Origin of the sequence: Pseudomonas sp. RIT778, from assembly GCF_019718735.1 — a bacterium.
In the GTDB taxonomy this organism is placed as follows: domain Bacteria; phylum Pseudomonadota; class Gammaproteobacteria; order Pseudomonadales; family Pseudomonadaceae; genus Aquipseudomonas; species Aquipseudomonas aphyarum.
This window is the reverse complement of sequence record NZ_JAIHBA010000008.1, coordinates 26,352-39,271: the sequence shown is the minus strand read 5'-3', so window position 1 is coordinate 39,271 and position 12,920 is coordinate 26,352. Positions and strand designations below refer to the sequence as shown.

Sequence of the window (12,920 nt, the reverse complement as noted above, 5' to 3'; positions counted from 1 at the left end):
ATTCTCAACGGGCATGTTATATTGTTTCAATTAGCACATTGGAACAACATAACATGTCGTCTCGAAAAAAGGCCTCCCTCCTCGGCCTGACCCTTGGCCTGCTTGGCGATCCCGCATTTGCCGATGAACCGCAAACGCTCGAACTCGACGCCATCAGCGTCACCTCCGATTACGAATCCCCTACCGGTCCGGTCAATGGCTACCGCGCCACGCGCTCGTCCAGCGCCACCAAAACCGACACCGCAATCCGCGATATTCCGCAGGCCATCAGCGTGGTGCCCGCCAGCGTACTGAAGGATCTGGGCAGCACCAGCGTCGAACGTGCGCTGGATTTCGCCGGTGGCGTGTCGAAGCAAAACAACTTCGGCGGCCTGACGCTTTACGAATACAGCGTGCGCGGCTTCACCACCTCCGAGTTTTACCAGGACGGCTTCAGCGCCAACCGTGGTTACCCGAGCACACCCGACGCCGCCAACATCGAGCGCATCGAAGTGCTCAAAGGACCGGCCGCCAGCCTGTACGGCCGAGGCGATCCGGGTGGCACGGTCAACATCGTCACCAAGAAACCGCAGCCCGAAGCGTTCACTACCCTGCAGACCAGTGCCGGCAGTTGGGATCGTTATCGCACCGCGCTGGACGTCAACACGCCGCTGGATGATCAGGGTGATGTGCTGTCGCGAATCAACCTCGCGGTCGAGGACAACAACAGCTTTCGCGATCACGTCGACAGCAAACGCGTCTTCGTCGCCCCCTCTTTCAGTTGGCAGTTGAACCCGGACACCAGCCTGCTGGTGGAGAGCGAATTCGTGCGTCATAGCTCGACCTTCGACCGCGGCATCGTTGCGCCAAACAATAAATGGAGCGGCGTCTCGCGCTCGACATTCCTGGGTGAGCCGAACGACGGCAACATCGACAACCACAACAACAGACTGCAAGCCACGCTTGAGCACCACCTCAACGATGCCTGGAAACTGCGCCTGGCCAGCCATTACAAGGAAGGCAAACTGTGGGGATTCGCCTCCGAAAACCGTCCTTTGAATGCCGATGGCCACACAATCAACCGCCGCTATCGCGAGCGCGATACCAACTGGCACGACAGCATCACCCAGCTGGAACTGCGCGGCCTGTTCGACCTCGGTACCTGGCAGCACGAACTGCTTATCGGCAGCGAGTACGAGAACTTCCGCAAGAACGAGCGCGTCACCACCATCGCCGGCGGACCTTACGCCATCGATATCTATAACCCGGTGTACGGCCAGCCCAAGCCCAACGGTGCACGCTCCGGCACAGACTTCTTCGAACACGTCGAAAGCCATGCGCTGAACCTGCAGGATCAAATCGTCTTCAGCGAAAAACTGCGCGGGATGATCGGTGCGCGCTTCGAGCATTTCGACCAAAACATCGATGACCACAGCCGCAACACCACCAGCCGCCAAACCCACGATGCGCTCACCCAACGTGCCGGCCTGCTCTATCAACTGACACCGGACACCGGCCTGTTCGCCAACGCCTCGACCTCATTCAAACCGAACAACGGCCTCGATGCGGCTGGCAAATCCTTCGATCCGGAAGAAGGCATGGGTTACGAAATCGGCATCAAGAACGAGCTGTTCGACGAACGGTTAAGCAGCACCCTCGCCTTCTTCCATATCGACAAGGAAAACGTCCTCGCCCTCGACCCGGGCACCGACACCAGCCGCGCCATGGGCAAGGCCCGCAGCCGGGGTTTCGATCTGCAAGTCACCGGGCAAGTCACCGACGCCGTCAGGGTGATCGGCGCATTCGCCTGGATCGACGCCGAAGTCACCAAGGGTGATGCCGCGATTCCTGCCGGTAGCCGCATCCTCGGGGTGGCCAAACGCAGCGGCAGCCTGCTGGGTGTCTACGAGTTTCAGGACGGCCGGTTGCGCGGCTCGGATATCGGCGCGGCGCTCACCTACGTCGGTGACCGCTCAGGTGAGTCCGGCAGCGATTTCGAGCTGCCGGCCTATCACACCGTCGACCTGCTGGCCCATTACAAGGCCAGCGACACCGTCACTCTCGGCCTGAACCTGAACAACCTGTTCGACGAAAAATATTACGAGCGCTCGTACAGCAACTACTGGGTCAACCCCGGCGAGCCGCGCAATTTCACGGTCAGCCTGACACTCAACCTGTAAAAGGACGTCACCATGCAATACGGCAAATCCCTGCTGCTCATCGCCGCGCTGTTCGCCACTCACGCCTCGGCCCACGGTTTGTGGACCGAACAACGACGCGGCAATATCGAAGTCGTCTACGGCCACGGTGCCGAGGACAATGCGTTCAAACCGCAGAAAGTCAGCGGGGCGTGGGCCTTTGACGCGAGCGGCAAGATGATTCCCGTCAGTGTGCAGCGCCTGGCAGATCACGCCCGCCTGCAACCGTTGAAACCGCCGGCGGTGTTGGCCGTGGCCCTGAACAACGGCATGTGGTCGCAAACCGCCGACAAGAAATGGATCAACGAGGGGCGCAGCAAAGTCCCGGGCGCCATCGAGTCGACCGAGACCCTCAAGTACAGCCTGGCGATTTATCAGCCGGGAGCGAAGCTGCCCAAACTGGATCAGATCAAATTGCTGATTCTGCCGGAGGTCGATCCGCTGACCGTCGGGCCGGGGAAATCATTGCCGGTGCGGGTGTTGCTGGATGGCAAACCGGCAGCGGGCGTGAAGTTGATCGGTGACTACCGCAGCGCGCCGAATACCTTGAGCACTGAAACCGACAAGGAAGGCCGCGCGCAGGTGCTGGTGCGTAATGAGGGATTGAATGTGATTGCGGCGCAGGTGGAAGTGCCGGTGAAGGACAGTTCAGAAGTGAGCAGCAGAGGGTTGTTCAGTTCGTTGACGTTCCTGGGCGAACCGCATCACGAATAAACCAACGCTGATCCCTGCGGGACGAAACCCACAGGGATCAGTGTCGTTTCAGAGTTCGCCCAGACCGTCGATCAACGCCTGATTCTGCTCCGGCGTGCCGATCGAGATCCGCAGGAACTGGGCAATCCGCTCCTGCTTGAAGTGGCGCACGATCACGCCCTGTTCACGCAGTTTGGCTGCCAGCCCTGCCGCATCGTGTTGCGGATGCCGGGCGAAAATGAAGTTCGCGGCCGACGGCAGCACTTCAAAGCCCTTGGCCTGCAACTGCGCAACCACCCATTCGCGACTCTCGATCACCAGTGCGCAGGTCTTGTCGAAGTACTCGCGATCTTCGAACGCCGCCGCCGCGCCGACATTCGCCATGCGATCGATCGGGTAGGAGTTGAAGCTGTTCTTGATCCGCTCCAGCGCCTCGACCAGGTCCGGGTGGCCGACCGCCAGACCGACCCGCAGGCCCGCCAGCGAACGGGACTTGGACAGAGTCTGGGTGACCAGCAGGTTCGGATAACGGTCCACCAGGCTGATCGCGGTCTCGCCGCCGAAGTCGATGTAGGCCTCGTCGACCACCACCACCGAATCCGGGCTGGCCTTGAGGATCTGCTCGACCGCTTCCAGTGCCAGCAGGCAACCGGTCGGTGCGTTCGGGTTGGGGAAGATGATCCCGCCGTTCGGCTTGGCGTAGTCCGCCGGGTTGATCTGGAACTGCGCATCCAGCGGCACCGCATCGAAATCGATGCCGTAGAGGCCACAGTAGACCGGATAAAAGCTGTAGCTGATGTCCGGGAACAGGATCGGCTGATCGTGTTGTAGCAGGCCGTGGAAGATGTGCGCCAGCACTTCGTCCGAACCGTTGCCGAGGAACACCTCATTGCTTTGTACGCCGTAGTAGTTGGCGACGGCATTCTTCAGCAGGTCACTGTTCGGATCCGGGTACAGGCGCAGGTTGTCATTGAGTTCGGTCTGCATCGCCGCCAAAGCTTTCGGCGACGGGCCGTACGGGTTTTCGTTGGTATTGAGTTTGACCAGACGGGTCAGCTTCGGCTGCTCGCCCGGCACATACGGCACCAGATCCTTGACGAACGGGCTCCAGAATTTACTCATGTTCAGTTCCCCTTCACTTCGTCTTTGATGCGGTATTCGGCGCTGCGAGCGTGGGCGCTCAGCGATTCGCCACGGGCCAGGATCGATGCCGTCTTGCCCAGCTCGGACGCACCGGCTTCGGAGCAGAAGATGATCGACGAACGTTTCTGGAAGTCATACACGCCCAGCGGCGAGGAGAAACGCGCGGTGCCGGAGGTCGGCAACACGTGGTTCGGACCGGCGCAGTAGTCACCCAGCGCTTCGGAGGTGTGGCGACCCATGAAGATCGCGCCGGCGTGGCGGATCTGCGGCAGCCAGGCCTGCGGGTCGGCGACCGACAGCTCAAGGTGCTCCGGGGCGATGCGGTTGGCGACTTCGATGGCCTGGGCCATGTCGCGCACGTGGATCAGTGCACCACGGCCATTAATCGAGGTTTCGATGATGGTCGCGCGATCCATGGTCGGCAGCAGTTTGTCGATGCTGGCGGCGACCTTGTCGAGGAACTCGGCGTCCGGGCTGACCAGAATCGCCTGGGCGTCTTCGTCGTGTTCGGCCTGGGAGAACAGGTCCATGGCGATCCAGTCCGGATCGGTCTGGCCGTCGCACACCACGAGGATTTCCGACGGGCCGGCGATCATGTCGATGCCGACCTGACCGAATACGTGACGTTTGGCAGTGGCGACATAGATGTTGCCCGGGCCGACGACCTTGTCCACCTGCGGCACGCTTTCGGTGCCATAGGCCAATGCGGCAACGGCTTGCGCACCACCGATGGTGAAAACGCGGTCGACGCCGGCGATGCACGCCGCCGCCAGCACCAGCTCGTTGACTTCACCGCGCGGGGTCGGCACCACCATGACCACTTCGGTCACGCCGGCGACCTTGGCCGGAATCGCGTTCATCAACACCGATGACGGGTACGACGCCTTGCCGCCCGGCACGTACAGACCGGCGCGATCCAGTGGCGTGACTTTCTGGCCCAGCACCGTGCCGTCGGCTTCGGTGTAGCTCCAGGAGTCCTGCTTCTGTTTCTCGTGATAGCTGCGCACGCGGGCGGCGGCTTTTTCCAGCGCTTCGCGTTGTGGGACACTGATGCGGGTCAGGGCCAGCTCCAGACGCTCGCGCGGCAGGATCAGGTCCGCCATCGAAGCGACTTCGAGGCCGTCGAACTTCTGGGTGAACTCGACCAGTGCCGCGTCACCGCGCTCGCGCACAGCCTTGATGATGTCCAGCACCCGCTGATTGACCGAGTCGTCAGACACACTTTCCCAGCTCAGCAGATGATCCAGATGATGCGCGAAATCCGGGTCAGCAGCGTTGAGTCGGCGAATTGCAGTCGGTGCGGTCATAGCGAGAGCCTCATAGGAATGGCAAAAACTCAGGCGCCCGAAGGTGCGCTGACGTTTAATAATGATCGCGTTGGTGCTGTGGTCGTACCAGGCAAGGCGCGGGACGAAGGTAAGGGTTGTTTCCTTACCGAGTCCCGCAACGCAGCATGGTGCGGGCACAGTGCCAACCCGTAGGGCCTTGCTTCAAAAGGCTGGCCACTACGCGATTTATACTTCTGAGAAATTTTTCTGCTGCTGTTAGGTTGCCTTTTGGAGTAAGGCGCGGTCGTTATTAAACGTCAGCGCACCTTCCCCGACCAGTCGTTTCCGCTTGGGCACCTGAGATTCTGGCTATGAGGCGGATAGACGGGCGCGACTTAACGTCGCGCAGGTACATCAGCCGCGGTGTCGAGACTCCACTGCCTTGCGCAGGGTGTCGATCAACGCCTGGATTCGGGCGTGTTGCATTTTCATCGAAGCCTTGTTGACCACCAGACGCGAGCTGATCGTGGCGATCAGTTCCTGAGGCTCCAGGCCGTTGGCGCGCAGGGTGTTGCCGGTGTCGACCACGTCGATGATCTTGTCGGCCAGGCCGATCAGCGGTGCCAGCTCCATCGAGCCGTACAGCTTGATGATGTCGACCTGACGACCCTGCTCGGCGTAGTAACGCTTGGCGACGTTGACGAATTTGGTGGCGACGCGCAGGCGGCCCTTGGGCTCGACCGCGCCGACCTTGCCGGCGGTCATCAGCTTGCACTGGGCAATCTGCAGATCCAGCGGCTCGTACAGGCCTTGCCCTGTGTATTCCATCAGCACGTCTTTACCGGCAACGCCGAGGTCGGCCGCGCCATGCTCGACATAGGTCGGCACGTCGGTGGCCCGCACGATCAGCAGGCGAACGTCTTCCTGGGTCGTGGGGATGATCAGCTTGCGGCTCTTGTCCGGATTCTCGGTCGGCACGATGCCCGCTTCGGCGAGAAGCGGCAGGGTGTCGTCAAGGATGCGGCCCTTGGACAGTGCGATGGTCAACATGGGAAACGTCAGTCCTTATCAAGGTACTCATGTCCGGTCGCAATCGGCGCCGGACATACATCGAGGGCGTTGCCACCCCCGATCAAAACGAATTCAACGGACACTTCCCTGTGTCCAGATGCAGCGATCAGCCCGGAACGCGACGGATCTTGGCGCCCAGCATCTGCAGTTTTTCCTCGATGCACTCGTAACCACGGTCGATGTGGTAGATGCGGTCGATCAGGGTATCGCCCTGTGCCACCAGCGCCGAAATCACCAGGCTCGCCGAAGCACGCAGGTCGGTTGCCATCACTGGCGCGCCCTTGAGTGTTTCGATGCCGGTCACGATAGCGGTGTTGCCTTCGACCTGGATGTGCGCGCCCATGCGGTGCAGTTCGTACACGTGCATGAAGCGGTTTTCGAAGATCGTCTCGATGACCGCGCCAGTGCCTTCGGCAATGGCGTTGAGCGAAATGAACTGCGCCTGCATGTCGGTCGGGAACGCCGGGTACGGCGCAGTGCGCACGTTGACCGCTTTCGGGCGCTTGCCGTGCATGTTCAGCTCGATCCAGTCTTCACCACAGGTGATTTCTGCGCCGGCTTCACGGAGTTTTTCCAGAACGGCTTCGAGAATGGTCGGATCGGTGTCCTTGACCTTCACGCGGCCACCGGTGACCGCAGCGGCCACCAGGTAGGTACCGGTTTCGATGCGGTCAGGCATGACTTTGTAGAAAGCCGAACCCAGACGCTCGACGCCATCGATGGTGATGGTGTCGGTGCCAGCACCGGACACCTTGGCGCCCATGGCGTTGAGGAAGTTCGCCAGGTCGACCACTTCAGGTTCACGGGCGGCGTTCTGCAACACGCTGCGGCCCTTGGCCAGAGCGGCAGCCATCATGATGTTCTCGGTACCGGTCACGCTGACGGTATCGAAGAAGAAGTGCGCGCCGCGCAGGCCGCCTTCAGGCGCCTTGGCCTTGATGTAGCCGCCTTCGACGTCGATGACCGCGCCCATGGCTTCCAGGCCACGGATGTGCAGGTCGACCGGACGCGAACCGATGGCGCAACCGCCAGGCAGTGCGACTTCGGCTTCACCGAAACGCGCGACCATCGGGCCCAGCACCAGGATCGACGCACGCATGGTTTTCACCAGTTCGTACGGAGCGATCAGGGTCTTGATGGTGCGCGGGTCGATTTCGACGCTGAGCTTCTCGTCGATCACAGGCTCGATGCCCATGCGACCGAACAGCTCGATCATGGTGGTGATGTCGTGCAGGTGCGGCAGGTTGCCAACGGTAACCGGGCCATCGCACAGCAGGGTGGCGGCCAGGATCGGCAGGGCGGAGTTCTTCGCCCCGGAGATGCGGATCTCGCCATCAAGACGAGCGCCACCGGTAATAATCAATTTATCCATAAGAATCTCGACGCCCTAGGGCTCAGGTGCGCTCGGCCCAGGCCGCGCTGCTGAAAAATTTCATAGTGACCGCGTGGATGCTGCCATCGGCGATCCAAGGGTTCAAATGGGCATAGATGCTTTGCTGACGCTTGACCGGGCTCAACGCCGCCAGTTCATCACTAATCACGTTCAGCTGAAAGTTGCAGCCTTCGCCTTCAACTTCCACCTGCGTTCCTGGCAGCTTTCTTTCAAGGAAGCTCTTCACTTCTACGGCCTGCATGCTCAACCTCAATCGGCGCCCTGTGCGCACGGGTCGGACATCATACAAAAAAGCCCCGCGCCTGCGAACCCCGCTGCGCAGGACTCTGACGGGGGGCTTCTCTATAGATGCGGGTTCAGGGTTGCGCCAACAGCTCGGTCAGTTCGCTGACCTGAGCAATTTCGCGCATGTCTTCGGGCATCCCGCGAATACTGACCGCCTTGCCGGCAGCCTTTGCATCGCGAATGAAGCACAGCAGCAGAGACAGACCGACGCTGCTGGACTTCTCCACCGCCGAGCAATCGATCACCAATGCCGGGGCATTGCACGACTTGATCAGCGCCCGGCCCTGCTCACGCAGATCAGGGCCGGTGCGGTAATCCAGCACGCCACTGAGCTGCAGCTCACTGGCTTCGTCCAGACGAATGGCCGACTCGGTCATTGGGCTGGCTTCTCGTTCTGCTCGGCCGACTGCTTGGCCTTGGCCACTTCACCGGCCCAGCCGTTGATGGTCTTGTCCAGGTCGTTGCCATTGCGCTGCATGGCGTCGGCGAACTGGTCACGGAACAGTTTGCCGATGTTGATGCCGTTGATGATCACGTTACGCAGTTTCCACTCGCCGTTGATCTTCTCCAGGGTGTACGACACCGGATAGATCGCGCCGTTGTTGCCCTTGACGGTCATGCCGACGCTGGTGCGGTCGCCCGACTCATCCTTGGGAGCATCAACGGTGATGCCCTGGTTGTTGTACTCGAGCAGCGCATTGCCGTAGAACTGGAACAGGCCGCGCTTGAAGTTTTCCTCGAAGGTCTTCATCTGCGCCGGGGTTGCCTTGCGCGAATACTTGACCGTCATGATGCTCTTGGAAATGCCCTCGGCATCCACAACCGGCCCGACGATGGTGTTCAGCGCCGTGTAGAAGTCCTGCGGATCCTGCTTGTACTTCTCTTTGTTGGCCGACAGATCGGCGAGCATCCGGTTTGTGGTGTCCTGAACCAGATCGTGCGCCGATTGTGCCGCCACGGCGTTAGCCACCAGCGGCAGTGCCGCAAGCAACACCAACAGGCCACGTCGCAAGGTAGAGATCATTCAAAAGCTCCTCATTTGGCGTCTTTGCTAACGGTATTGAGCAGGAATTTACCGATCAGGTCTTCCAGTACCAGAGACGACTGTGTGTCGTGGATGGTTCCACCATCCTTCAGGCGGGTGTCTTCCCCGCCCACGCTGATACCGATGTATTTCTCACCCAGCAGACCCGCTGTCAGGATAGATGCTGTGGAGTCGGTCGGCAGGTTGTCGACGCTTTTATCCACTTGCAGGGTCACCCGACCGGTGAAGCTGTCGCGGTCCAGATCAATCGCGGTGACCTTGCCGATGGTCACACCCGCCATGGTCACTTTGGCTCTGACCGTCAAACCGGCGATATTGTCGAAATAGGCGTAAAGCTTGTAGGTATCGGTGGTCGAAGTCGGAGACAGGCCACTGACCCGCAGGGCGAGCAGCAACAAGGCCAGGATCCCTGCCAGCAGGAACAGGCCGACACCGATTTCCAGGGTGCGGTTTTGCATCAGAAATCTCCAAACATCAAAGCGGTCAGAATAAAGTCCAGGCCGAGTACTGCCAGCGAGGCGTAAACCACGGTCTTGGTGGTGGCACGGCTGATCCCCTCGGAAGTGGGTTCGCAGTCATAGCCTTGAAATACGGCGATCCAGGTGACGACAAAAGCGAATACTGCACTTTTGATGATGCCGTTGAGCACATCGTCACCGAAGCTCACGCTGTTCTGCATGTTCGACCAGTAGGAACCTTCGTAGACGCCCAGCCAGTCGACGGCGACCCACGAACCGCCCCAGATGCCGACCACGCTGAAGATCATCGCCAGCACTGGCAGGGAAATGAAGCCGGCCCACAGACGCGGGGCAATGATGTACTTGAGCGGGTCGACCCCGATCATTTCCAGGCTGGACAACTGTTCGGTGGATTTCATGTTGCCGATTTCCGCCGTCAGCGCCGAACCTGCACGCCCGGCGAACAGCAGCGCAGTCACCACCGGCCCCAGCTCACGCAACAGGGTCAGTGCCACCATCTGGCCGACAGCCTGCTCCGAGCCATAGCTCGAAAGGATGTTGAAGCCCTGCAGCGCCAGCACCATGCCGATGAAGATCCCGGACACCACGATGATCACCAGCGACATCACGCCGACGGAATGCAGCTGCTTGACCAGCAGGCCGAAACCGCCGCCGATGCCACCACGCCCGAGCAAGGCATGAAACAGGAACAGGGTCGAACGCCCGAACACTGCGACGCTGTCGATTCCGGCGAGACCGAAACGACGCACACGCTCCATTAATGTAATTCTGCGCATCAGCGGCGCTTCCCCAGAAGATCGGCGCGGTAATCCGGCGCTGGAAAGTGATACGGCACCGGGCCGTCGGGTTCACCGGTCATGAACTGGCGGATACGCGGATCGTCCGAGCTCATCAGTTCGTCCGGCGTGCCCTGCCCCAATACCTGGCCATCACCGACCACATAGATGTAGTCGGCGATGCTCGCGGTTTCGGCGAGGTCGTGGGAGACCACGATGCTGGTAATCCCCAGGGCATCGTTGAGCAGACGGATCAGGCGAACCAGAACGCCCATGGCGATCGGATCCTGGCCGACGAACGGTTCGTCGTACATGAGGATCTGCGGATCGAGGGCAATGGCCCGGGCCAGTGCGACACGGCGTTTCATGCCGCCGGACAGCTCGTCAGGCATCAGTTCGATCGCACCGCGCAGCCCCACCGCCTGCAATTTGAGCAGCACGATGTCGCGGATCATCTCGTCCGGCAGGTCGGTATGAACGCGCAGCGGAAAGGCGACGTTCTCGAACACATCGAGATCGGTGAACAGCGCACCGCTCTGAAACAGTACGCCCATGTGCTTGCGCGCATCGAACAGATCGCTGCGCGACAGCTTCGGCAGGTTCTGGCCGTTGACCCAGACCTCGCCCTTGGATGGCCGCAACTGGGCGCCCATCAGGCGCAACAGCGTGGTCTTGCCACACCCGGAAGGCCCCATGATGCCGGTGACCTTGCCGCGCGGGATGCGGATATCGACGTTATTGAAAATGCTCCGCGCACCGCGCTTGAAGGAGACTCCCTTCAGCTCGACCGCGTAGGCGTTATCGGCACTCATCTAAACTCCTTGCGATGCAGCCTCTCACTCGGACGCCTGGCTTCCTGGAAGAAAGCCCCTACATCCCGGGCAGGCCGAACTGGCGGCGAACTATATCACTGCAAAGGGCAAGCGCCCAAGGCCTGCACCGGTCCGCATTCGGCGAGCTGAAGGGCTTGAAGCCTTATTTACAGAGTTTTGGTAACGAGGAATGACAAAGCACGACGAACTTGCGTGAGGCTTTTCAACATAACCGCTATAATCGCCGCCTTTTCATCGGGCTATACGATTTCTGACATGAGCCAAACCAGCGACCTGATTCAATCGGCACAACGCACCATCCGCCTCGAAGTGGAAGCCGTACAAGGCTTGTTGCCCCATATCGACGCCGATTTCGTACGCGCTTGCGAGATGATTCTGGCCAGCAAGGGCCGTGTTGTCGTAGTCGGCATGGGCAAGTCCGGGCACATCGGCAACAAGATTGCCGCGACCCTGGCCAGCACCGGCACCCCGGCGTTTTTCGTGCATCCGGCCGAGGCCAGCCACGGCGACATGGGCATGATTACCCGTGACGACGTGATTCTGGCCCTGTCGAACTCCGGTTCCACCAACGAAATCGTCACCCTGCTGCCACTGATCAAGCGCCTGGGCATCCAGCTGATCAGCGTCACCGGCAACCCGCAATCGCCGCTGGCCAAGGCCGCCGAGGTCAACCTGAACGTTCACGTCGAGCACGAAGCCTGCCCGCTGAACCTGGCACCGACCTCTTCGACCACCGCCGCGCTGGTCATGGGCGATGCCTTGGCCGTGGCGCTGCTGGAAGCGCGCGGTTTCACCGCCGAAGACTTCGCCTTTTCCCACCCGGGCGGCGCACTGGGCCGACGCCTGCTGCTGAAAGTGGAAAATGTCATGCACGCCGGCCAGGAACTGCCGCAAGTACAGCGCGGCACCCTGCTCAAGGACGCGTTGATGGAGATGACCCGCAAGGGTCTGGGCATGACCGTCATTCTTGAAGCGGACGGCAAACTGGCCGGAATCTTCACTGACGGCGACCTGCGCCGCACCCTGGATCGCAGCATCGATATCCACAGCGCCACCATCGACCAGGTGATGACCGTGCACGGCAAGACCGCCCGCGCCGAAATGCTCGCTGCCGAAGCCCTGAAAATCATGGAAGACCACCGAATCAACGCACTGGTTGTCGTGGATGAAGAAGATCGCCCGGTCGGCGCCTTCAACCTCTCCGACCTGCTGCGCGCAGGAGTGATGTAAATGAGCAACGATCTGCTGCAACGCGGCAAAGCCATCAAACTGGCGGTTTTCGACGTCGACGGCGTCCTCACCGACGGGCGCCTGTACTTACTTGAAGACGGCAGCGAGTTCAAGACTTTCAATACACTCGACGGTCAGGGCATCAAGATGCTGATGAACGCCGGCGTCCAGACCGCCATCATCAGCGGTCGCAAGACCCCGGTGGTCGAGCGTCGGGCAAAAAACCTGGGCATCCCGCACCTGTTTCAGGGTCGCGAAGACAAACTCGTCGTTCTCGACGGTCTTCTGGAGCAACTGGGCCTAAGCTATGAACAAGTGGCCTATCTCGGCGACGACCTGCCGGATCTGCCGGTGATCCGTCGCGTGGGGCTGGGCATGGCCGTAGCCAACGCCGCCGCTTTTGTACGCGAGCACGCTCACGGCGTGACCCTGGCCCGTGGCGGCGAAGGTGCCGCCCGCGAATTCTGCGAACTGATCCTGCGCGCCCAAGGCAGCCTCGACGCCGCCAACAACGCGTACCTGTGAGT

The 12,920-nt window shown here is 60.8% G+C and carries 14 protein-coding genes; 4 read left to right on the top strand and 10 right to left on the bottom strand.

The genetic code is table 11. The features are described from left to right. The first annotated feature begins 53 nt into the window (after positions 1-53). Positions 54-2,159, top strand: a complete 2,106-nt coding sequence (locus K5E37_RS06445) for a TonB-dependent siderophore receptor (protein ID WP_221533401.1) — start codon at positions 54-56, stop codon at positions 2,157-2,159. 12 nt (positions 2,160-2,171) lie between these two features. Continuing rightward, positions 2,172-2,891, top strand: coding sequence for a DUF4198 domain-containing protein (locus K5E37_RS06440; protein ID WP_085608082.1), 720 nt, complete (start codon positions 2,172-2,174; stop codon positions 2,889-2,891). Positions 2,892-2,939: 48 nt separating this feature from the next. Here K5E37_RS06440 and hisC read toward each other — a convergent pair whose 3' ends face one another. From hisC to K5E37_RS06390, 10 genes are all read right to left on the bottom strand, one after another. Next, positions 2,940-3,992, bottom strand: a complete 1,053-nt coding sequence (gene hisC, locus K5E37_RS06435; RefSeq protein ID WP_221533400.1) for a histidinol-phosphate transaminase — start codon at positions 3,990-3,992, stop codon at positions 2,940-2,942. Positions 3,993-3,994: 2 nt separating this feature from the next. Further along, positions 3,995-5,320: a histidinol dehydrogenase gene (hisD, locus tag K5E37_RS06430; RefSeq protein ID WP_221533399.1), complete on the bottom strand. Its 1,326-nt coding sequence runs from the start codon at positions 5,318-5,320 to the stop codon at positions 3,995-3,997. A gap of 375 nt (positions 5,321-5,695) precedes the next feature. Beyond that, on the bottom strand, positions 5,696-6,331 hold the full coding sequence (gene hisG, locus K5E37_RS06425; protein ID WP_007953554.1) for an ATP phosphoribosyltransferase: 636 nt from the start codon (positions 6,329-6,331) through the stop codon (positions 5,696-5,698). A gap of 127 nt (positions 6,332-6,458) precedes the next feature. Next, a complete protein-coding gene (murA, locus tag K5E37_RS06420; RefSeq protein ID WP_007953555.1) occupies positions 6,459-7,724 on the bottom strand; it encodes a UDP-N-acetylglucosamine 1-carboxyvinyltransferase in 1,266 nt (421 codons plus the stop codon). Between the two features lie 22 nt (positions 7,725-7,746). Further along, the gene (locus K5E37_RS06415) at positions 7,747-7,986 is read right to left on the bottom strand and encodes a BolA family protein (RefSeq protein ID WP_221533398.1); all 240 of its coding nucleotides are present in this window, start codon (positions 7,984-7,986) and stop codon (positions 7,747-7,749) included. Positions 7,987-8,101: 115 nt separating this feature from the next. Then, entirely contained in the window at positions 8,102-8,407 is a 306-nt protein-coding gene (locus tag K5E37_RS06410; protein WP_007953557.1) for a lipid asymmetry maintenance protein MlaB, read from the bottom strand. Continuing rightward, positions 8,404-9,054, bottom strand: a complete 651-nt coding sequence (locus tag K5E37_RS06405; RefSeq protein WP_085608079.1) for a phospholipid-binding protein MlaC — start codon at positions 9,052-9,054, stop codon at positions 8,404-8,406. The genes K5E37_RS06410 and K5E37_RS06405 overlap by 4 nt, the downstream gene beginning before the upstream one ends. 11 nt (positions 9,055-9,065) lie before the next feature. Then, a complete protein-coding gene (gene mlaD, locus K5E37_RS06400) occupies positions 9,066-9,533 on the bottom strand; it encodes an outer membrane lipid asymmetry maintenance protein MlaD (protein WP_007953559.1) in 468 nt (155 codons plus the stop codon). After that, positions 9,533-10,330, bottom strand: a complete 798-nt coding sequence (gene mlaE, locus K5E37_RS06395) for a lipid asymmetry maintenance ABC transporter permease subunit MlaE (RefSeq protein ID WP_007953561.1) — start codon at positions 10,328-10,330, stop codon at positions 9,533-9,535. Before mlaE ends, mlaD begins: the two co-directional genes overlap by 1 nt. Beyond that, a complete protein-coding gene (locus tag K5E37_RS06390; RefSeq protein WP_007953564.1) occupies positions 10,330-11,142 on the bottom strand; it encodes an ATP-binding cassette domain-containing protein in 813 nt (270 codons plus the stop codon). The genes mlaE and K5E37_RS06390 overlap by 1 nt, the downstream gene beginning before the upstream one ends. 276 nt (positions 11,143-11,418) lie before the next feature. Here K5E37_RS06390 and K5E37_RS06385 point away from each other — a divergent pair, with 276 nt between their 5' ends. Continuing rightward, positions 11,419-12,393 carry a KpsF/GutQ family sugar-phosphate isomerase gene (locus tag K5E37_RS06385; protein ID WP_007953565.1) on the top strand — a complete coding sequence of 325 codons (975 nt, stop codon included), beginning with the start codon at positions 11,419-11,421 and terminating at the stop codon, positions 12,391-12,393. Next, positions 12,394-12,918: an HAD family hydrolase gene (locus K5E37_RS06380; RefSeq protein WP_221533397.1), complete on the top strand. Its 525-nt coding sequence runs from the start codon at positions 12,394-12,396 to the stop codon at positions 12,916-12,918. Positions 12,919-12,920: the final 2 nt, after the last annotated feature.